Source organism: Jeotgalibacillus sp. JSM ZJ347, assembly GCF_044383825.1.
Lineage (GTDB): Bacteria > Bacillota > Bacilli > Bacillales > Jeotgalibacillaceae > Jeotgalibacillus.
In genome coordinates this window covers 630,256-650,079 of sequence record NZ_JBISEN010000001.1, presented here as the reverse complement: position 1 = coordinate 650,079, position 19,824 = coordinate 630,256, and the positions used below count along the sequence as shown (strand labels likewise).

The window sequence follows — 19,824 nt, the reverse complement described above, 5'->3', positions numbered from 1 at the left end:
TCACCATAATTTGTCTAATCAACTGGATAGACACAAATCAAAAAGTATAAAGGAAGGAGAGTAAAATGAGAAAAATATCAAATGTTTTTTGGATTACATTAGCAATCGTATTAGCAGCTGTTATATATTCCATTGCTGCACCAACCAGCTTTGAAGAAGGAACGGCAAATCTTCAGTCGTTTATCTCATCTACTTTTGGCTGGTATTACTTAATTATCGTTACTGGTATGGTCATTTTTTGTATCATACTTGCAGTAACGCCGATCGGACAGATCAGACTAGGGAAGCCGGATGAACGTCCGGAATATTCAACAAGCACATGGTTTGCCATGTTGTTCAGCGCCGGTATGGGTATCGGTCTTGTTTTCTGGGGTGCAGCTGAACCAATGCTTCACTTTGCAAGTAACCCACCTCTTGCTGAAGCAGGGAGTGATCAGGCCTTAAGGGACTCTATGCAATATACGTTCTTCCACTGGGGACTTCACGCCTGGGCAATTTACGCTGTAGTTGCACTCGCACTTGCATACTTTAAATTCCGTAAAGGTGAACCTGGGTTAGTCTCAGCTACACTAGTTCCGTTATTTGGTGACAAAATGCGCGGAGGCTGGGGTACAGTAGTTGATGTGCTTGCTGTTTTCGCTACAGTTGTTGGTGTAGCAACTACTCTAGGTTTCGGTGCAATCCAGATCAATGGTGGACTGTCTTATCTGACAGGAATCGAAATCAACTTTACAACACAGGTTATTATTATTGCAGTTGTTACAGTGTTATTTATGATTTCTGCATGGTCAGGTATCAGTAAAGGAATCAGATATCTATCAAATACAAACATGATTCTTGCTGTTACCCTTGTGATTGTTATGCTTGTGATCGGACCGACAATGCTGATTCTTAACCTTTTCACAAATTCTTTAGGTTTATATGCACAGAATCTGCTGGAAATGAGTTTCAGAATCGCGCCGCTTGATCAGGGCAATCGTGACTGGATCAATGCTTGGACAATTTTTTACTGGGCATGGTGGATTTCATGGTCACCTTTCGTAGGGATCTTTATTGCCCGCGTATCACGTGGCCGTACAATCAGAGAATTCATGGCCGGTGTACTTGTACTGCCGTCACTAGTCAGCTTCTTTTGGTTCGCAGTATTCGGTTCAAGTTCAATTAATGTACAGCAGGAAGGAAACGTTGACCTGACTGGTTTACTTACTGAGGAAGTTTTATTTGCAGTGTTTAATGAATATCAGTTAGGCGCTATATTATCAGTTATTGCTATCCTTCTGATCAGTACGTTCTTTATTACATCAGCCGATTCGGCAACATTTGTATTAGGGATGCAGACTACTTACGGTTCTCTGACTCCGCCTAATACGGTAAAACTGACTTGGGGACTTGCACAATCGACTGTAGCTGTAATCCTGTTATCAGCAGATGGATTGCAGGCATTACAAAATGCATTAATTGTTGCAGCATTCCCATTCTCCTTTATAATGATCCTGATGATGATTTCAACATATAAAGCTCTAAATCAGGAACGTAAAGATCTCGGCTTAATGCTGAAACCCAAAAGGAAAGCTGTGAAAGAGAAAACAGCTGAACAAAAATCAAACAGCTGATTAACATAATTAGCCGTATTAAAAGCACCTCGACAGCCGGGGTGTTTTTTTTGTGCTGGTCAGGGGCCAAGGGGAAGAAAGGATAATATTGCGAGGTTCACACAGTCATGAAGTACGCCTTGAGCGAAAACGAACACGCAAATTTAAGTAGTGGGTAATATAAAATTGTGTAAAACTTCCTAATAATATTACTCATTATCATATGAACTCTGTAAAAATTGATCGAATAATGTTATAATAATTAAGTTAAGTTAACTTAACTAATCGAAAGGAAATAGATATGAAATCACTTGATCAGTATATAAAAGAGCTTCATTATACGTTTGATGAGACAAGCAGACTGCTTACAGCAGACTTAGATACTTTAAGTCAGTTTAATCTGACACCACAGCAGGAAAGCTACCTGATGTACTGCGTGCAATTCGAACCGGCGACTGCTAAGGATCTTGTAAGGGAGTTTCAGGTGTCAAAAAGCGCAATCAGTCAAGTGGTTGCCAGGCTCGAAAAAGACCGTTTTATTGAAAGAGAAAAGAATCCTGATAATAAAAGGGAAACGCTCATTTACCTGGGACCAAAAGGGAGAATGTTTGCAAGAAGAATAAAAGATTTTAATGAGAAAATGCGAGAAGAATATTATACACATCTCTCGATCCATGAAATTGAAACTGTGATCGAATCATTGAAGAAATTAAATATGGTTATTAAAGAAAAGCAAGAATCATTATGACAAATGTAACTTCTGTTCACCCATTCATAATTCCGTTACAATAGAAAATGAAGCGCTTATGAAAGATGAGGTTGAAGAGTTGGTAAAAAATAAAAAAACTAAATCGGTAAAATTCAGACTATTATTAACTTTACTGACTTTAATAACAGTCGTAATGATTTCTACAATTTTTGTGGTTTTAAATGACGATGAATACAGAGGGAAGACACTGGACCTTTTAGAACAGAATGGTGCACCTATCGAGCTTGAAATACCTGAAGAGTATATTTCCGTTTATAAAGACGCAGCGGATAAATATGATATTGACTGGCATTTACTTGCTGCACATCACAGGGTTGAAACAAGGTTTTCCACTATGGATACGCTCGTTTCACCTGTTGGAGCAGAAGGGCATATGCAATTTATGCCATGTACTTTTATCGGCTGGCAACATCCCAGCTGTGAAGGGCTTGGTGAAGGTAATATACCGGAAGCAGAGCTGACAGATCCATCAGCAATTGAGAAGTACGGTGGTTATGGGGTAGATGCAAACCAGGATGGCGTGGCGGACCCTTATCATATTGAAGATGCTGTTTATAGTGCGGCGAATTATTTATCTCAAAATGGCGCATCTGACGGCGACCTTGAAAGAGCCATATTTCTCTATAACCGCAGTGATCAATATGTCGATGATGTTTTAGGTTATTATTATGAATATAAAGAAAAACATCCATAAAGCGGTGAAAAGATGCGAAAAATAGGAATGTTGATTGCCATTTTATTAATGGCTGGATGCAGCGATAATGAATTAAATGGATTATCAGGAAATGTAACCTATGTAGTGGATGGGGATACGCTTGATGTAAAACTTGAAGACGGGACTGTAGAAAGAATCCGTCTTCTTTTAATTGATACGCCAGAAACAAAACACCCGACAGTAGGTGTCGAACCATTCGGACCGGAAGCCTCAGCGTTCACTTCTCAGCTTGAAGGAGAGTTTGTTGAACTTGAACTCGACGTGGCTGAAAGAGATCGCTATGGCAGAATGCTTGCTTATGTATGGCATGATGGTGAGATGTTTAATGAAATGCTTCTTGAACAGGGGCTTGCACGGGTTGCGGTATATCCGCCTAATACTAAATATGTTGATGAGTTCAGAGCGATTGAAAATGAGGCTAAAAATGCAGAACAGGGTATATGGTCAGTTGAAAATTACCAAAATGAAATGCAGAATGATAAACCGGCAGAAGGATGTACAATAAAAGGGAATATTAATTCCAGAGGGGATAAAATCTATCATACAGAAGGTTCCTCATATTATGATCAGACAATACCTGAAGAGTGGTTTTGTACGATTGAAGAAGCTAAGAGTGCGGGATTCAGGGCACCTAAATAGGAGGTAGGTTAATTGAATAAAAAAGAATACGCAAAGTTAGACGCTACTGAAATGGCAGCTTTAATTAAATCTAATAAAGTCACATCTAAGGAAATGGTTGAAACTGCATTTGCAATCATTGATTCAGAGAATCCACGTGTCAATGCAGTAACTCACTTAAGGTATGAAGAAGCGATGGCTGAAGCTGAAAAGGCTGATTTGAGTGCTCCGTTTGGAGGTGTGCCAATTTTATTAAAAGATATGTCCCAAAACGTTAAAGGCTCACCGGCTACTGCAGGTGCAAGATTACTTAAGGAAAACCGTGCAATCAGAAACAGTCATTTCGTAGACCAGCTGATTCAAGCAGGTTTTATTGTTCTTGGTCACACAAATGCGCCTGAATTCGGATTAAAAAATATAACTGAACCAAAACTTCATGGTCCTTCAAGAAACCCGCTCAGCCCAAGTCACTCACCAGGTGGATCAAGCGGTGGAGCTGCAGCAGCAGTAGGCAGTGGCATGGTCCCGGTAGCGGGTGCAAGTGACGGTGGGGGATCGATTAGGATACCTTCATCTTTCTCAGGGTTAATAGGTTTAAAACCAACCAGGGGCAGAATGCCTGTTGGTCCGGGAGCAGGCAGACAATGGCAGGGGGCAGCGATAGACTTTTTCCTGACGAAATCTGTTCGTGATACAGCCGGACTACTGGATTGTATGCAAGTCTATCAGAAGGAAGCTGCCTTTCACACGCCACTGTATCCATCAAAATACACAAATGCTGTAACTTTAAAGCATAATTATAAAATTGCTTATTCCATTCATTCCCCAGTTGGGACCCCTGTTAGTAAAGAAGCTGAAAAGGCAGTGCTAAAGACAGTGAACATGCTGAAAGAAGCAGGTTTCCATTGTGAAGAAGCGGCGCCTCCTATCAACGGAAAAGAATTGATGCAGCAATATTACATGATGAATTGCGGAGAAATGGCAGGTCTTGTACATAATTTGGAGCAAGTGCTTAATAGAAAGCTGAAAATTGATGATGTTGAAATTGAATCATGGGCACTCTATCAGGCAGGGTTGAAATGTTCAGCTGGAGATTTCAGCAGGAGTTTAGCTGCATGGGATCAGGCGGCTGCGCTGATGAATGAGTTCCATCAGCAATATGATTTATTTGTCACGCCAGCAGCTGCTCACACTGCACCTTTAATTGGTCAGCTAGAACATTCTGAGTCAATGATGAAAGCACTTAGTGAAATTCACTCACTTCCAGCGCAGGAACAGCAGGAACTGATCTATCAGATGTTTGAACCAAGCTTAACACTGACACCGTACACCCAACTGGCGAATTTGACCGGACAGCCTGCTGTCAGCCTGCCTTTATATACTGCTGAAAGCGGCCTTCCGTTAGGGGTTCAGGTGATGGCGCCAAAAGGCAATGAACACTGGCTGTTAAATATCAGTCATATTTTAATGAACGAAAATTAATATTATGTCAGAAAAGCACTTTATATAGTGATCTCAGAAAAAATAAAAATTAAACTCTGTACAAACTCACATTTTTTATGTTTTGTAATCGTATATCAGTTATTTGATAAGTTTAACTTATCAAATAACATAACTTTATTGATATTTACTTATGAAGCCAGTTGTATTAAGATTGAATTGTGCGAAAAAAGTTACATAACGTCGCTTTACAAAATTAAGAGGGGGAAACAAGATGGCTAATCAGGATATTTTTCAATCGAAAAAATCTTTTGAGCTAGAAGGTAAACGCTATCATTACTATGAGCTGAAAACGCTTGAAGAAAAGGGCTTTACTGACATTTCCAAATTGCCATACTCGATTCGTGTTTTACTCGAATCTGTATTGCGTCAATATGACGGCAGAGTAATTAAAGAAGACCACATTAAAAACCTCGCTAACTGGGGTTCTGAAGAAGTGAAAGATTCAGAAGTGCCATTTAAGCCTTCACGTGTTATTCTTCAGGATTTCACAGGTGTACCGGCAGTCGTTGACCTTGCTTCATTACGTGATGCAATGTCTAAAATGGGCGGTTCACCCGATAAGATCAACCCTGAGATTCCGGTTGACCTTGTTATCGACCACTCAGTACAGGTAGATAAATATGGAACGCCTGATGCACTTCAGGTCAATATGGACCTTGAATTTGAACGTAATGCAGAGCGTTACCAGTTCCTTTCATGGGCTCAGAAAGCATTTGACAATTACCGTGCAGTTCCACCTGCAACAGGTATCGTACACCAGGTTAACCTTGAGTACCTTGCAAATGTTGTCCATGCAATTGAGAACGCAGAGGGTGAAACAATTGCTTTCCCTGATACACTTGTAGGTACTGATTCACATACAACAATGATCAATGGTATCGGTGTATTAGGATGGGGCGTCGGCGGTATTGAAGCTGAAGCAGGTATGCTTGGTCAGCCTTCATATTTCCCGATTCCTGAAGTAATCGGTGTACGTCTTACTAATCAGCTGCCACAGGGAGCTACTGCGACTGACCTTGCACTGAAGGTAACACAGGTGCTTCGTCAAAAAGGCGTTGTAGGAAAGTTTGTAGAATTCTTCGGTGATGGCGTTGCCAATCTGCCACTTGCAGACCGTGCAACAATTGCCAACATGGCACCTGAATATGGCGCTACATGCGGGTTCTTCCCGGTGGATGAAGAGTCACTCAACTACATGCGCTTAACTGGCCGTGAAGACAGTGACATTGCAGTCGTAAAAGAATACCTTCAGCGTAATGATATGTTCTTTACAACTGATAAAGCAGATCCAACCTATACAGATGTTGTTGAACTTGATCTTTCAACTGTTGAGCCGAATCTTTCAGGACCAAAACGTCCTCAGGATCTGATTCCGTTATCTGCTATGCAAAAGGAATTCCACAAAGCGCTTACTGCAAAAGAAGGCGTTCAAGGATTTGGACTTGAAAAACAGGAAATCGATAAAGAAGCCGTTGTTGAATTCAGTAATGGTGATGTAGCACCTATGAAAACTGGTGCAATTGCAATTGCTGCGATTACAAGCTGTACCAATACATCCAACCCATACGTGATGCTTGGTGCCGGCTTAGTCGCTCAAAAAGCAGTAGAGCTTGGCATGGAAGTACCAAAGTATGTTAAAACATCGCTTGCACCAGGTTCAAAGGTCGTATCAGGCTATCTTCGTGATGCGAATCTGCTTGATCCGCTTGCAAGCCTTGGCTTTGACCTTGTTGGATACGGCTGTACGACATGTATCGGTAACTCAGGTCCACTTCTTCCTGAAATTGAAAAAACGATTTCAGAAAGTGATCTGCTTGTATCATCAGTACTGTCAGGAAACCGTAACTTTGAAGGGCGTATCCATCCATTAGTGCGCGCTAACTATCTGGCTTCTCCGCCACTTGTTGTTGCTTATGCACTTGCAGGTACAGTGGATATTGATCTGCAAAAAGATCCAATCGGGAAAGGGAAAGATGGACAGGATATTTTCCTTAAAGATATTTGGCCAACAACTGAAGAGGTTAATGCGATCGTTAAATCGACTGTAACGCCTGAGCTTTTCCGTGAAGAGTATGAGCGTGTATTTGATAATAACGAAAGATGGAATGAAATTGAAACAAATGATGATGCACTTTATGCATTCTCGAATGATTCAACATACATTCAGAATCCACCATTCTTTGAAGGTCTTACAGAACATCCATCTGCGATTGAAACGCTTAGCGGTATGCGCGTAGTTGGTAAGTTTGGAGACTCTGTAACGACTGACCATATTTCTCCGGCTGGTGCGATCGGTAAAGATACGCCTGCAGGAAAATACCTGCGTGAAAATGGTGTAGAAATCCGTGACTTTAACTCATACGGCTCACGTCGTGGTAACCATGAAGTCATGATGCGCGGTACATTTGCAAATATCCGTATCCGTAACCAGATTGCACCAGGTACTGAAGGCGGGTATACAACATACTGGCCAACAGGTGAAGTAATGGCGATCTATGATGCTTGTATGAAGTATCAGGAAGACAACACTGGATTAGTTGTACTTGCTGGTAAAGATTATGGAATGGGTTCTTCACGTGACTGGGCTGCAAAAGGTACTAATCTTCTTGGAATTAAAACAGTTATTGCTGAAAGCTATGAGCGTATCCACCGTTCAAACCTTGTATTTATGGGCGTACTGCCGCTTCAGTTCAAAAAAGGTGAAAGTGCTGAATCACTCGGCCTGACAGGAAAAGAGACAATCGCTGTAAATATTACAGACGATGTAAAGCCTCGTGATATCCTGACTGTTACAGCTACTGCTGAAAACGGTAAAGTGACTGAATTTGAAGTACTAGCTCGTTTTGATTCAGATGTTGAAGTAGATTACTACCGTCATGGTGGAATTTTAAGAATGGTTCTGCGTGACAAGTTAACAGTATAATTCATTTAATCCGGCAGTTTTTTCACTGTCGGATTTTTTCTGTCTATAATTATTAAAAAATTCTAACTATTTTAGTTTAAACAGTCTCATTATGTGACATACTGTAAATAGGAGGTGTGCACGATGAGAGTAAAAGGCAAGTCGTTTCAGGAGCTGTTGGCAGAGAATCGATCTGACATCAAAAAAGATCCAGTAAAAATGGATCGTATTGAAGAACGGTTAGAAAAAAGATGGATTACCTGGAGTGAAAAAAACTAATCAGATCGCATTCTGTCCAGCCTGGATAGGGTGCTTTTATTTTTTTTCTGATTTATTTCATATATAATGAGGCTAGATTGTAATGAAAAGAGGGTTATGCATGTTAACAGCTAAAAAAGAGGTAGAGGTGCGCTATGCGGAAACTGATCAAATGGGTGTTGTCTATCATGCGAACTATTTAGTCTGGATGGAAATCGGACGCACATCACTGATTGAAACAATGGGATTTAAATATTCTGATATGGAGGATGAAGGCATCCTTGCTCCGGTTATGGATATTAACATTTCCTACAAAAGCCCAGCTAAATATGGAGATGTCGTTACGATACATACATGGATGGAGCACTATGATGGATTAAGAACTCATTACGGTTATAAAATTCTCCTTGAAGACGGTACAATTGCAGCTTCTGGATTATCAAAACATGTATGTGTAAAAAAAGAGAACTTCAGACCCGTCTCAGTCAGAAAGTACTTCCCGGCCTGGCATGAAGCATGCGAGACATATAAAAAGCATCCAGAAATGCAAGGAAGTAAGCATTAATGGCTTTTGGTATTAAAAGGTCAGAATTATTGAAGTGGAAGCATGATATTGATGAAGGGAAGATTGCATTTCTCACGCATTACTGGGTCGATGACCGCTTTAGCCAAATGAGAACGGTGACAAAGGCAGGTGCACTCAGTATTGACCAGCTTTATCAATGGGGAAAACAGTATGGGTTGAAAAAAGAGTGGATTCATATTAGGAATGATGGCTATTCCCACTATGATTTAATTGGGGATGCGCAGCTGGATATTTTAAAAGCAGAAGGGCTAGAAGACCATATTATGCGGTTTAAGCTGAAATAAAAAAACCGCATTTCTGCGGTTTAAGCTTTGTTGTATTGATAGTCAGGCCCTTCCTGCTTGTCATCATATGCAACATGCAGATCATGCCCATCAAAATACCAGACATCACTTTCTTCTACAAAAAAGTATATCCCTGATTTTTCGGTTTCAGCAGCAGGCTCAATAGGTTCATCTTTGGATACACCCAAAGAGAAGCCTTCCTGAACAGCGCTTGATCCACCGTATTTTGCAAAGAACCTGACATGGGAGCCTTTTTCAATTTGCATTTCGTTTTCAAACCATTTAAGTGCATCATCAGATAATGTAATATTCAATTGAAAAACTCCTTTCCCGAATGCAGCTGATTGCTGCCTGATTAATCTACATTATAGAGTAAGAAATTTATTGTGACAAAGAAAGGGTGTTACAGATGGAAAAAAATCTTTTTTGGATCATTGGTGCGTTCATTTTTGGTGGTTTGACCATACAGGTTTTTATACAATTAGAAAGTTATTATTATATTGAAGCATTGCTTTCGATTTTAGCAGCAGCAGTAATTTACACGGGGCTAGTATTGCTCAGTCGAAAGAATAGAAAAGCTTTCTTGATGACTACGGGCATTTTGGCTGCTGCAGCGATTGTAATGATTTTTGTTTCTCCACACCTTGCAGGTCATTAAACAACCGTGCTGTCGATTCTGACAGCACGGTTGTTTTTTACATCCATTTAATTTTTGGTTCGGTTTTGTTTTTAATTCTTGAAATATTATCCTTGTGTCTAATGACAATAAATACTGCCATCACACCCACAATCAGTGTCAGAAATACATCATTGGTAAAAATCAGACAATAAAGAATACCGAATAAAGCAGCAGCCATTGAAGAAAGCGATACATATTTTGAAAGCTTCAGTACGATCAAAAACACGATTACAACGAGCACGAATAAAATCGGAGCATATCCAAGTACTACCCCCGAAGAAGTAGCAACAGCCTTACCACCTTTAAATCCTGCAAAGATAGGGAAGATGTGACCAATCACGGATATGATGCCAGCTAATAGCATCATATCCGGCATGTTAAATAGTAAGGGGGTAAGCGTTGCAGCTGTACCTTTTAAAATGTCCATGATTGTGACGACAATACCTGCTTTTTTACCAAGCGTTCTGAACGTGTTTGTAGCACCTAGATTTCCACTTCCGAACTCTCTGATATCTTTTTTATAAAAAGCTTTGCCTATCCAAAGTCCTGAAGGAATGGAACCAAGAATATAGGCGATAATAAAAATGATTGCAATTTCCATTTTTAATCTCCTTAAAAAATTATGTATGATGAATAACCTTATCTTATCATGAACATTCAGCGAAAAAATAGATTTTTACGCGAGTAGCAAATAACATTGATGAAAAAATGTCGAAATATCCAAAAATAAGTTTAGGAGGTTTGTCCCAAGGGAAATAATTGATAGATACTAGAAAGGGGTGGATCTATGATCGTATTCAAAAACGTTTCCAAAACATTTGAAGATGGAACGGAAGCGATTAAAGACATGAACTTACATATTAAAGAAGGACAGCTTGTAGCCTTGATTGGTCCAAGTGGCTGCGGTAAGACGACTACTATGAAAATGATTAACCGTTTGATCAGTATTACTTCTGGTACCATTGAAATCGACGGCAAGGATACAGGTGATGTAAAAGAAGTGGAACTGAGAAGAAACATCGGTTACGTAATTCAGCGGATCGGTCTTTTTCCGCATATGACAATTGAGGAAAATGTTGGACTGATCCCGAAATTAAAAGGGAAAAAGAAAACTGAATATCAAAATAGAGTGGATGAACTGCTGAAACTTGTAGGATTGGATCCGAAAGTATACAAAAAGAGATATCCTCTTGAATTAAGTGGAGGACAGCAGCAGCGTGTTGGCGTAGTAAGAGCTCTTGCAGGTGAACCGCCTATTATTCTGATGGATGAGCCATTCAGTGCACTGGACCCGATCAGCCGGGAACAGCTCCAAAATGAATTAAAACAGCTTCAGACTACAATTAAAAAAACAATTGTTTTTGTGACCCATGATATGGACGAAGCATTAAAAATAGCTGATGAAATTGTCGTAATGAAAGATGGCTTCATTCAGCAGATCGCTTCACCGGAAAACCTCCTGAAAAATCCCGCTAATGATTTTGTCAGGTCATTTATAGGCGAAGAAAGAATTCAGACTTATTTGAATGATCATTCAAGACAAAATATAAAGCCATTTATTGACGCCAGGAATAAGCACCCTCGGAATGAACACCAGATTGACAGCTCATTATCAATTAAAGATGCAGTCAGGTACTTTATCACTAACAAAATTGATACAGCTGCAGTAAAAGAGGATAATGAAGTGATTGGCATGCTGGAAAAAGATCGTCTGCTGACTGCGCTTGCAGGTATTGATGAAGAGGAGGCGGTCAAATGAATTTTTTCCAGACTTTTATAGATACGATCACATCACGTCAGGATTTAATTGTCGAAGCCACATTAGAACATCTGTATTTATCTTTTACAGCAATTTTTATTGCCATTGCGATCAGCTTGCCACTGGGTATTTTCATTTCAAGAAATCAGAAAGTGGCTGAATTCTATATCGGGGTTACAGCAGTTTTTCAGACAATCCCAAGCCTCGCATTATTTGGATTCCTGGTTCCGATTATGGGAATCGGTTTCGAAACAGCATTAATAGCCCTTATTATTTATGCACTGCTGCCGATCTTAAGAAATACATATACAGGCATTACAGGAGTGGATCAGGCAGTGATTGAAGCGGGAAGAGGAATGGGAATGACCAACTCCCAGATATTATTTAAAATCGAATTGCCTTTGTCACTCCCGTTTCTAATGGCTGGTATCAGAACAGCAACAGTACTTACTGTCGGAGTTGCAACACTTGCCACTTTTGTAGGGGCAGGAGGGCTTGGTGATGTGATCTGGAGGGGACTGCAGTCTTATAACAACAGTCTGGTTCTGGCAGGTGCAATTCCTGTTGCGCTTTTAGCATTACTGTTTGACTTTATTTTGAAAATGCTTGAAAAGAAAACAACACCAAAAGGGTTAAAATCATAATGAGGAGTGGTCAAATGAAACAGTCAAAAATCATAGCAGGTGCTTCATTAATTGCATTATCTGGTATTCTCGCAGCATGCGGGAGTGACAGTGGATCCGGGGACAGCAGCGATCCGATTATTGTAGCTGGTAAGCCATGGACAGAACAATATATACTGCCACATATTCTTGAACTTTATATCGAGGGGAATTCAGATTACGAAGTTGACCTTGAAGAAGGTCTTGGTGAAGTATCTATCCTTACGCCTTCTCTTGAAAATGGGGATATTGATATGTATGTAGAATATACCGGTACAGGACTTGAAGCGGTACTAAATGAAAAAGCAGAACAGGGGGAAAGCAGTGACTCTGTACTTGAACGTGTCAGAGAAGGCTATCAGGAACAATTTGACGTCGTATGGCTTGAACCGCTCGGCTTTGAAAACAGTTATACCATGGCATACAGAAGCGGTGAAGAACTTGATGCATCAAATTACACTGAACTTGCAGCGGTAAGCAGTGATCTTGTTTTTGGCGCACCCCACTCTTTTTATGAGCGGGAAGGTGATGGCTATGATGCATTAGTTGAAGCTTATGATTTTGAATTCACATCAGCTGAAAGCTTTGATGCAAGTATCATGTATGACGCAGTAAGAACAGGCGAAGTGGATGTGATTCCTGCCTTTACAACAGATGGCCGGATTGAAAGATTCGACCTGGCAACAACTGAAGATGATAAAGGGTTCTTCCCTAAATATGATGCAGTTCCAATCGTACGTCAGGAAATTCTGGATAACTACCCTGAACTTGAAGAAGTGATGAGCGGTCTTGCAGGACAGATTTCTGAAGAGGAAATGCAGGAGATGAACGCGAAAGTTGATATAGACGGTGAAGATTACAGAGCAGTAGCTGAAGAATTCTTAATGAGCAAAGGACTTATTGAAGAATAAGGAGATGGATCAATTGGAAAACCCGGAACGTAATGAAATCAGATCAATTTTACAGACTGCTAAAACGATTGCAGTCGTCGGGCTAAGTGATAATCCGGCACGCACTTCACACAGCGTTTCAAAAGCCATGCAGGATGCAGGGTACAAAATTATTCCTGTAAATCCGATGATTGATGAAGCACTTGGTGAAAAGTCATTGAAAAGCCTGAAGGATATCCCGGATCATGTAGATATTGTTAATGTATTCAGACGGTCAGAGTTTTTAAAGGATCTCGCTGAAGAATACCTGGAGACAGATGTTCCTGTTTTCTGGACACAGCTCGACGTTATTGATGAAGAGGTATTCAGTCAGCTGAAATCCAAAGGACGACAGGTCATAATGGACAGGTGTATTAAAGTCGAGCATAGTATTACACAGCCTTAGTAAAATTGAGCACTGCATTTTGCAGTGCTCTTTTGCTGTTTAATTTTCTGTAAAATAAAAAATATTATGGGTTGACACATGTATTTTATCTAAATGCATTTGAAATGCCTGATAAAATAAGTATAGAATATGATGGGTACAGCATTTATATGCTATAATGGAGAAAAACGAACACGTGTTTGGATAGTTGGAAGGGGAATTTTAGTGGCTAAAAAAGTAATGATGGAATATAACGATGATGCAATCCAGGTGCTTGAGGGGCTCGAAGCTGTGCGTAAAAGACCCGGGATGTATATAGGCTCCACAGATGCAAGAGGGCTGCATCACCTGGTTTATGAGATTGTGGATAATTCAGTTGATGAAGCACTAGGTGGCTACGGCAACCGTATAGATGTAAAAATTCATGAAGATGACAGTATTTCAGTGCGTGATTATGGACGTGGTATGCCAACAGGCATGCACCGCTCCGGCAAACCTACACCTGAAGTCATTTTTACAGTGCTTCATGCCGGTGGTAAATTTGGTCAGGGCGGATATAAAACAAGTGGCGGACTGCACGGAGTTGGCGCTTCAGTTGTTAATGCGCTGTCAGAATGGCTGGAAGTTACGATTTACCGGGATGGCTCTGTTTTTAAACAGCGATTTGAAAATGGAGGCAAACCGGTAACAACGCTTGAGAAAAAAGGCACTACAAAAGAAACAGGGACACTTATACACTTCAAGCCGGATCCATCTATTTTCAGTACAACTCATTTTAATTTTGAAACATTAAGCGAGAGACTTCGTGAAAGTGCATTTCTTTTAAAAGGATTTGCAATTGAAATAGCAGATCTTAGAGATGACAAAAAAGAACTGTTTCAATTTGAAACAGGTATTCAGGCTTTTGTATCCTATCTGAATGACGAGAAAGATGCGCTTCATCCGGTAGTCGCATTTGATGGTGAGCAAAGTGGTATTGAAGTGGAATTTGCTTTCCAATTTAATGATGGGTTTTCTGAAACGATTCTCTCATTTGTTAATAACGTCCGGACAAAAGACGGTGGCACTCACGAAGCAGGTGCAAAAACTGCTGTTACACGCATTTTTAACGAATATGCCCGCAAAGTCAGCCTGTTGAAGGAAAAAGACAAGAATCTTGAAGGTAGTGACATCAGAGAAGGTTTTGCAAGTATTATTTCAATCAGAGTACCTGAACAGATTCTTCAATTTGAAGGTCAGACGAAGGGAAAGCTTGGTACTTCTGAAGCAAGGTCAGCTGTAGATGCAGTAGTTGCAGGCAAGCTGCTTTATTTCCTTGAGGAAAATCCTGATATCAGTTCGATGCTGATTAAAAAAGCAATCAGAGCTCAACAGGCAAGAGAAGCTGCCCGAAAAGCAAGAGAAGACGCCCGAAACGGTAAAAAAAGAAAGAAATCAGATACAATTCTTTCAGGAAAGCTGACGCCTGCGCAGTCCAGGAATGCTGCGAAAAATGAACTTTACCTGGTTGAGGGTGATTCAGCCGGCGGCTCAGCCAAACAGGGACGTGACAGAAAGTTCCAGGCTGTATTGCCGCTGCGCGGAAAAGTAATCAATACAGAGAAAGCAAAGCTTGCTGATATCTTTAAAAATGAAGAAATTAATACAATTATTCATGCGATTGGAGCGGGAGTCGGACCGGATTTTAACCTTGATGATGTCCAGTACGATAAAGTTGTCATTATGACAGATGCTGACACTGACGGTGCACATATTCAGGTGCTCCTGCTAACATTCTTTTACCGTTATATGAAGCCGCTCGTTGAAGCTGGTAAAGTATATATAGCACTGCCACCGCTTTACAAGGTGAGCAAAGGTACAGGTAAAAAAGAAGTCATTGAATATGCATGGACAGATGATGAGTTAGGCAAAGTTCAAAAGAAGGTCGGAAAAGGTTATATGTTGCAGCGCTATAAAGGTCTTGGTGAAATGAATGCTTCCCAGCTCTGGGAAACAACAATGGATCCTGCTACAAGAACGCTGATCAGAGTCAGAATTGATGATGGCGCCAGGGCTGAAAGACGTGTTACGACACTGATGGGCGATAAGGTTGAACCAAGAAGAAAGTGGATTGAATCTCATGTAGCATTCGGACTTGAAGATAACGAAAATATTCTTGAAAATGAACAGATTATGACATCAGAGGAGGAATAATGTAATGACAGCGACAGAACGCTTTCAGGATCTTCCTCTCGAAGAAGTTTTAGGGGACAGATTTGGACGATACAGTAAATATATAATTCAGGAAAGAGCGCTGCCGGATGCCCGTGATGGCTTAAAGCCGGTACAAAGAAGAATTTTATATGCAATGCATATGGAAGGAAACACTCATTTAAAAGGTTTTAGAAAGTCTGCTAAAACGGTTGGTAATGTTATCGGTAATTATCATCCTCACGGTGATTCTTCTGTATATGAAGCGATGGTTAGAATGAGTCAAAGCTGGAAAGTAAGAAACCGACTTGTAGAAATGCACGGAAACAACGGCAGTATCGACGGGGATCCGGCTGCAGCTATGCGTTACACCGAAGCTAGACTATCAGCGATTTCAGGCGAACTATTGCGCGATATTGAATCAGACACTGTAGATCATATACCGAACTTTGATGATACATCTGAAGAGCCGGTTGTACTGCCTGCACGTTATCCGAATCTACTCGTTAACGGATCAACAGGAATTTCAGCTGGGTATGCAACAGAAATACCACCACACCATCTTGGTGAAGTGATTGATGCAGCTGTCATGAAAATTGAAAAACCTGAAGCCACAGTTGGAGATCTGATGACGGTTATTAAGGGTCCTGATTTTCCAACAGGTGGGATCATTCAGGGAGTTGATGGCATCGAACAAGCATATCGTACCGGCAAAGGAAAAATTGTCATTCGCGGAAAGGTTGAAGTTGAAGACATCCGCGGTGCTAAGCAGCAGCTTGTCATTACTGAAATACCATATGAAGTAAATAAAGCTGTTCTGGTTAAGAAAATGGACGAATACCGTGCTGATAAAAAGGTTGAAGGGATCGCAGAAGTCAGAGATGAGACAGATCGTACTGGACTTCGGATCGTGGTAGAACTGAAAAAAGAAGCGGATGCTAATGGTGTATTAAACTTTTTATACAAAAATACAGATCTGCAGGTGCATTACAATTTTAATATGGTAGCCATTCATAATAAGCGTCCGGTGCTCATGGGACTGAGGGATTTACTTGATGCTTATATTGAACATCAGAAAGAAGTTGTAACCAGAAGAACCAAATATGATTACGATAAAGCGATTAAGCGGAAGCATATTGTTGAAGGGCTGATTAAAGCCCTGTCGATTCTTGATCAGGTGATTGACACAATCCGTGCATCAAAAGACAAAAAGGATGCAAAAAATAATCTTGAAATGCGCTTTGATTTCACTGAAGCCCAGGCTGAAGCAATCGTATCATTACAGCTTTACCGCCTGACTAATACAGATGTAACTGCACTTCAAAAAGAATCAGCTGAGCTTGATCAAAAAATCAGTCAGCTTGATGCCATCTTAACAAGTGATGCAAAATTACTTTCAGTAATTAAAAAAGAATTAAAAGCAATCAAGAAGCAATATGAAAACACCAGACTTTCAGTGATTGAAAAGGATATAGAGGAAATTAAAATCAATATGGAAGTTTTAGTAGCAAGTGAAGACGTTTATGTGTCAGTCACAAAAGATGGATATATTAAACGTACTTCTCAACGGTCTTATGCAGCGTCAAACGGGAATGATCTTGCGATGAAAGATACAGACAGGCTTCTATCATTACAAAACATTAATACAACTGATTCATTGCTTCTCTTTACGAATAAGGGGAACTATATTCACTTCCCGGTTCACCTGCTGCCCGATATCAGATGGAAAGACCTCGGTCAGCACTTTTCGTCAATTGTATCAGCAGACAGAGATGAAGAGATTATTCATGCTGAAGGTGTCAGGAGCTTTGCTCACGATTCACTCATATTTATAACCAAAAAAGGAATGGTTAAGAAATCAGAGTTGAATCTTTATCACGCTCAGCGTACTGCACGGACTCTTGTTGCTTTAAATGTGAAAAAAGATGATGAATTAATTGCTGTATACAGAACAGACGGCAAGCGCACGCTTATGTTAGCTACTCACTTTGGGTATGGACTGAGGTTTGCTGAAGAAGAAGTCAGCCTTGTAGGACAGCGTGCAGCAGGTGTAAAAGGAATCAATCTGAAAGATAATGATTTTGTTGTCTCTGCAATCCTTGCAGAAGATGAGGACAGCCTGATTGCTGTCACTCACAGAGGTGCGGTAAAAAAAATGTCGGTGTCTGAATTTGAAAAAGGTTCAAGGGCTAAGAGAGGTTTGATTATGCTAAGGGAACTGAAACGAAACCCACATCGTCTAGTGCAGCTGTTTAATGCGAGCCGCACCGATGAATTTGTACTCACAACTGAAAAAGGTGATCGGACAGTGATCAGTGCGTCATCTTTGCGCAACAATGACAGATACTCAAACGGTTCATTTATAGTCGATGAAAACGAAAAGGGAAATGTCGTTCAGGTGTGGAAAAATATCGTTTCAGAAGAGGTTTAAGAAATGCGTATACTAGGGAATGGAAGAAGGTACCGCTTTCTTCCATTTCTTAATTTAATATGATAAGGGGGAGCTTATTTGAATACTTTACAGATCGTTTCATTTATTGATGAAGCAGCCACAACAATTAACGGATTTTTGTGGAATTACATATTGATTGTCGTATTAATTGGCTGCGGATTATACTTTACAATCAGAGGACGTTTCCTGCAATTCACTTCGTTTGGTGATATGTTGAAACTCCTGACTGAAAAAACAACGATTTCTTCAAAAGGCAGAAGAGGAATTTCTTCTTTTAAAGCTTTTACTATTTCTACAGCATCAAGAGTAGGTACTGGGAACCTTGCTGGGGTAGCTACTGCAATTGCCCTGGGTGGTCCTGGAGCGGTATTCTGGATGTGGGTCATCGCTCTTGTCGGTTCAGCCACAGCTTTCGTAGAGTCCACACTTGCTCAGGTATACAAAGTTGATGATAATAAAGACGGGTTCCGGGGCGGACCTGCATATTATATGGAAAAAGGACTTAATGCAAGATGGCTTGGTATTATTTTTGCAATTATTATTTCTATTACGTTTGGACTTGTATTTAATTCCGTTCAGTCTAATACGATCTCACTCGCATTAGAAGGATCATTTGGATGGGATCGTCAAATTGTCGGACTAGTGCTAGTCGTCCTGACTGCAGTTGTGATCTTTGGTGGGGTTAAGCGGGTTGCAGCGGTAACAAGTATTGTGGTCCCAATCATGGCGATACTGTATCTGCTCCTTGCACTATATGTGTTATTTACTAATCTTGACCTTGTATTTCCAATGTTCCAGATCATTTTCAGTAACGCATTTGGTTTTACTGAAGTCGTATCAGGTGGTATTGGTGCAGCAATTCTAAATGGTGTAAAAAGAGGTCTTTTCTCAAATGAAGCAGGTATGGGTAGTGCACCAAATGCAGCTGCGACAGCCGGTGTAACACATCCTGCAAAACAGGGACTTATTCAGGCGCTTGGCGTATTTGTTGATACAATTATTATCTGTACAGCGACTGCACTGATCATCATTATGTCTAACGAATATTTAAACGGCAGTGATGGGATCCAGCTCACACAGGATGCACTTACCTATCATGTTGGGGACTGGGCGGCGGCCTTCATAAGTGTCGCGATCTTCCTGTTTGCTTTCAGTTCAATTGTTGGTAACTATTACTATGGTGAAACAAATATTGAATTTATCAGAAATAATATGCTTTATGTGAATATATACCGCTTCATTGTGGTTGGAATGGTTTACTTTGGAGCTGTTCAGGAGTTTGGTGTTGTATGGAACCTGGCGGATGTCTCGATGGGGACAATGGCTTTACTTAACCTTATCGCTATATCGCTGATGGCACCTCTTGCATTCAAAGTACTTCAGGATTATAAGCGTCAAAAAAGACAGGGACTTGATCCTGTGTTCTATACTAAAAATATTCCTAATCTCAAAAATACAGATTGCTGGGATGAAGGGCCTGAAAATGAATAATTAAAAAAGGGTGCCCGCGGGCACCCTTTTTTAAATCGATAGGCTTATGG

At 40.5% G+C, this 19,824-nt stretch carries 19 protein-coding genes; 17 read left to right on the top strand and 2 right to left on the bottom strand.

The window, feature by feature from the left end:
- The first annotated feature begins 65 nt into the window (after positions 1-65).
- The 9 genes from ACH6CZ_RS03390 to ACH6CZ_RS03350 all read left to right on the top strand — a co-directional run bounded on the left by ACH6CZ_RS03390 (position 66) and on the right by ACH6CZ_RS03350 (position 9,227).
- Positions 66-1,613, top strand: a complete 1,548-nt coding sequence (locus ACH6CZ_RS03390; protein WP_374096009.1) for a glycine betaine uptake BCCT transporter — start codon at positions 66-68, stop codon at positions 1,611-1,613.
- A gap of 280 nt (positions 1,614-1,893) precedes the next feature.
- A complete protein-coding gene (locus ACH6CZ_RS03385) occupies positions 1,894-2,340 on the top strand; it encodes a MarR family winged helix-turn-helix transcriptional regulator (protein WP_374096008.1) in 447 nt (148 codons plus the stop codon).
- Positions 2,341-2,419: 79 nt separating this feature from the next.
- Positions 2,420-3,055, top strand: a complete 636-nt coding sequence (locus tag ACH6CZ_RS03380) for a lytic transglycosylase domain-containing protein (RefSeq protein WP_374096007.1) — start codon at positions 2,420-2,422, stop codon at positions 3,053-3,055.
- A 12-nt stretch (positions 3,056-3,067) separates the two neighbouring features.
- Positions 3,068-3,715 (top strand): thermonuclease family protein, encoded by a 648-nt coding sequence (locus tag ACH6CZ_RS03375; RefSeq protein ID WP_374096006.1) that lies wholly within the window; start codon positions 3,068-3,070, stop codon positions 3,713-3,715.
- Between the two features lie 12 nt (positions 3,716-3,727).
- A complete protein-coding gene (locus ACH6CZ_RS03370) occupies positions 3,728-5,176 on the top strand; it encodes an amidase (RefSeq protein ID WP_374096005.1) in 1,449 nt (482 codons plus the stop codon).
- 232 nt (positions 5,177-5,408) lie between these two features.
- On the top strand, positions 5,409-8,120 hold the full coding sequence (gene acnA, locus ACH6CZ_RS03365; protein WP_374096004.1) for an aconitate hydratase AcnA: 2,712 nt from the start codon (positions 5,409-5,411) through the stop codon (positions 8,118-8,120).
- A 123-nt stretch (positions 8,121-8,243) separates the two neighbouring features.
- Entirely contained in the window at positions 8,244-8,378 is a 135-nt protein-coding gene (locus ACH6CZ_RS03360) for an FbpB family small basic protein (RefSeq protein ID WP_322420845.1), read from the top strand.
- Positions 8,379-8,478: 100 nt separating this feature from the next.
- Complete coding sequence (locus tag ACH6CZ_RS03355; protein WP_374096003.1) at positions 8,479-8,922, top strand: acyl-CoA thioesterase; 444 nt, start codon at positions 8,479-8,481, stop codon at positions 8,920-8,922.
- Complete coding sequence (locus tag ACH6CZ_RS03350) at positions 8,922-9,227, top strand: hypothetical protein (protein ID WP_374096002.1); 306 nt, start codon at positions 8,922-8,924, stop codon at positions 9,225-9,227. Before ACH6CZ_RS03355 ends, ACH6CZ_RS03350 begins: the two co-directional genes overlap by 1 nt.
- Before the next feature lie 20 nt (positions 9,228-9,247).
- Here ACH6CZ_RS03350 and ACH6CZ_RS03345 read toward each other — a convergent pair whose 3' ends face one another.
- Positions 9,248-9,541, bottom strand: coding sequence for a HesB/YadR/YfhF family protein (locus ACH6CZ_RS03345; RefSeq protein ID WP_374096001.1), 294 nt, complete (start codon positions 9,539-9,541; stop codon positions 9,248-9,250).
- A gap of 95 nt (positions 9,542-9,636) precedes the next feature.
- Here ACH6CZ_RS03345 and ACH6CZ_RS03340 point away from each other — a divergent pair, with 95 nt between their 5' ends.
- Entirely contained in the window at positions 9,637-9,885 is a 249-nt protein-coding gene (locus tag ACH6CZ_RS03340) for a hypothetical protein (protein WP_374096000.1), read from the top strand.
- A gap of 37 nt (positions 9,886-9,922) precedes the next feature.
- Here ACH6CZ_RS03340 and plsY read toward each other — a convergent pair whose 3' ends face one another.
- Positions 9,923-10,507: a glycerol-3-phosphate 1-O-acyltransferase PlsY gene (gene plsY / locus ACH6CZ_RS03335; RefSeq protein WP_374095999.1), complete on the bottom strand. Its 585-nt coding sequence runs from the start codon at positions 10,505-10,507 to the stop codon at positions 9,923-9,925.
- 186 nt (positions 10,508-10,693) lie between these two features.
- On the opposite strand from plsY, the gene ACH6CZ_RS03330 reads away from it, so the two are divergent.
- The 7 genes from ACH6CZ_RS03330 to ACH6CZ_RS03300 all read left to right on the top strand — a co-directional run bounded on the left by ACH6CZ_RS03330 (position 10,694) and on the right by ACH6CZ_RS03300 (position 19,774).
- The gene (locus ACH6CZ_RS03330; protein WP_374095998.1) at positions 10,694-11,665 is read left to right on the top strand and encodes an ABC transporter ATP-binding protein; all 972 of its coding nucleotides are present in this window, start codon (positions 10,694-10,696) and stop codon (positions 11,663-11,665) included.
- A complete protein-coding gene (locus tag ACH6CZ_RS03325; protein ID WP_374095997.1) occupies positions 11,662-12,309 on the top strand; it encodes an ABC transporter permease in 648 nt (215 codons plus the stop codon). The genes ACH6CZ_RS03330 and ACH6CZ_RS03325 overlap by 4 nt, the downstream gene beginning before the upstream one ends.
- Before the next feature lie 14 nt (positions 12,310-12,323).
- Positions 12,324-13,238: a glycine betaine ABC transporter substrate-binding protein gene (locus tag ACH6CZ_RS03320; RefSeq protein WP_374095996.1), complete on the top strand. Its 915-nt coding sequence runs from the start codon at positions 12,324-12,326 to the stop codon at positions 13,236-13,238.
- Between the two features lie 4 nt (positions 13,239-13,242).
- Positions 13,243-13,662 (top strand): CoA-binding protein, encoded by a 420-nt coding sequence (locus ACH6CZ_RS03315; protein ID WP_374095995.1) that lies wholly within the window; start codon positions 13,243-13,245, stop codon positions 13,660-13,662.
- 219 nt (positions 13,663-13,881) lie between these two features.
- The gene (parE, locus tag ACH6CZ_RS03310; protein ID WP_374096508.1) at positions 13,882-15,834 is read left to right on the top strand and encodes a DNA topoisomerase IV subunit B; all 1,953 of its coding nucleotides are present in this window, start codon (positions 13,882-13,884) and stop codon (positions 15,832-15,834) included.
- Between the two features lie 4 nt (positions 15,835-15,838).
- Positions 15,839-18,262 (top strand): DNA topoisomerase IV subunit A, encoded by a 2,424-nt coding sequence (gene parC, locus ACH6CZ_RS03305; protein ID WP_374095994.1) that lies wholly within the window; start codon positions 15,839-15,841, stop codon positions 18,260-18,262.
- Between the two features lie 78 nt (positions 18,263-18,340).
- Positions 18,341-19,774: an alanine/glycine:cation symporter family protein gene (locus ACH6CZ_RS03300; RefSeq protein WP_374095993.1), complete on the top strand. Its 1,434-nt coding sequence runs from the start codon at positions 18,341-18,343 to the stop codon at positions 19,772-19,774.
- Positions 19,775-19,824: the final 50 nt, after the last annotated feature.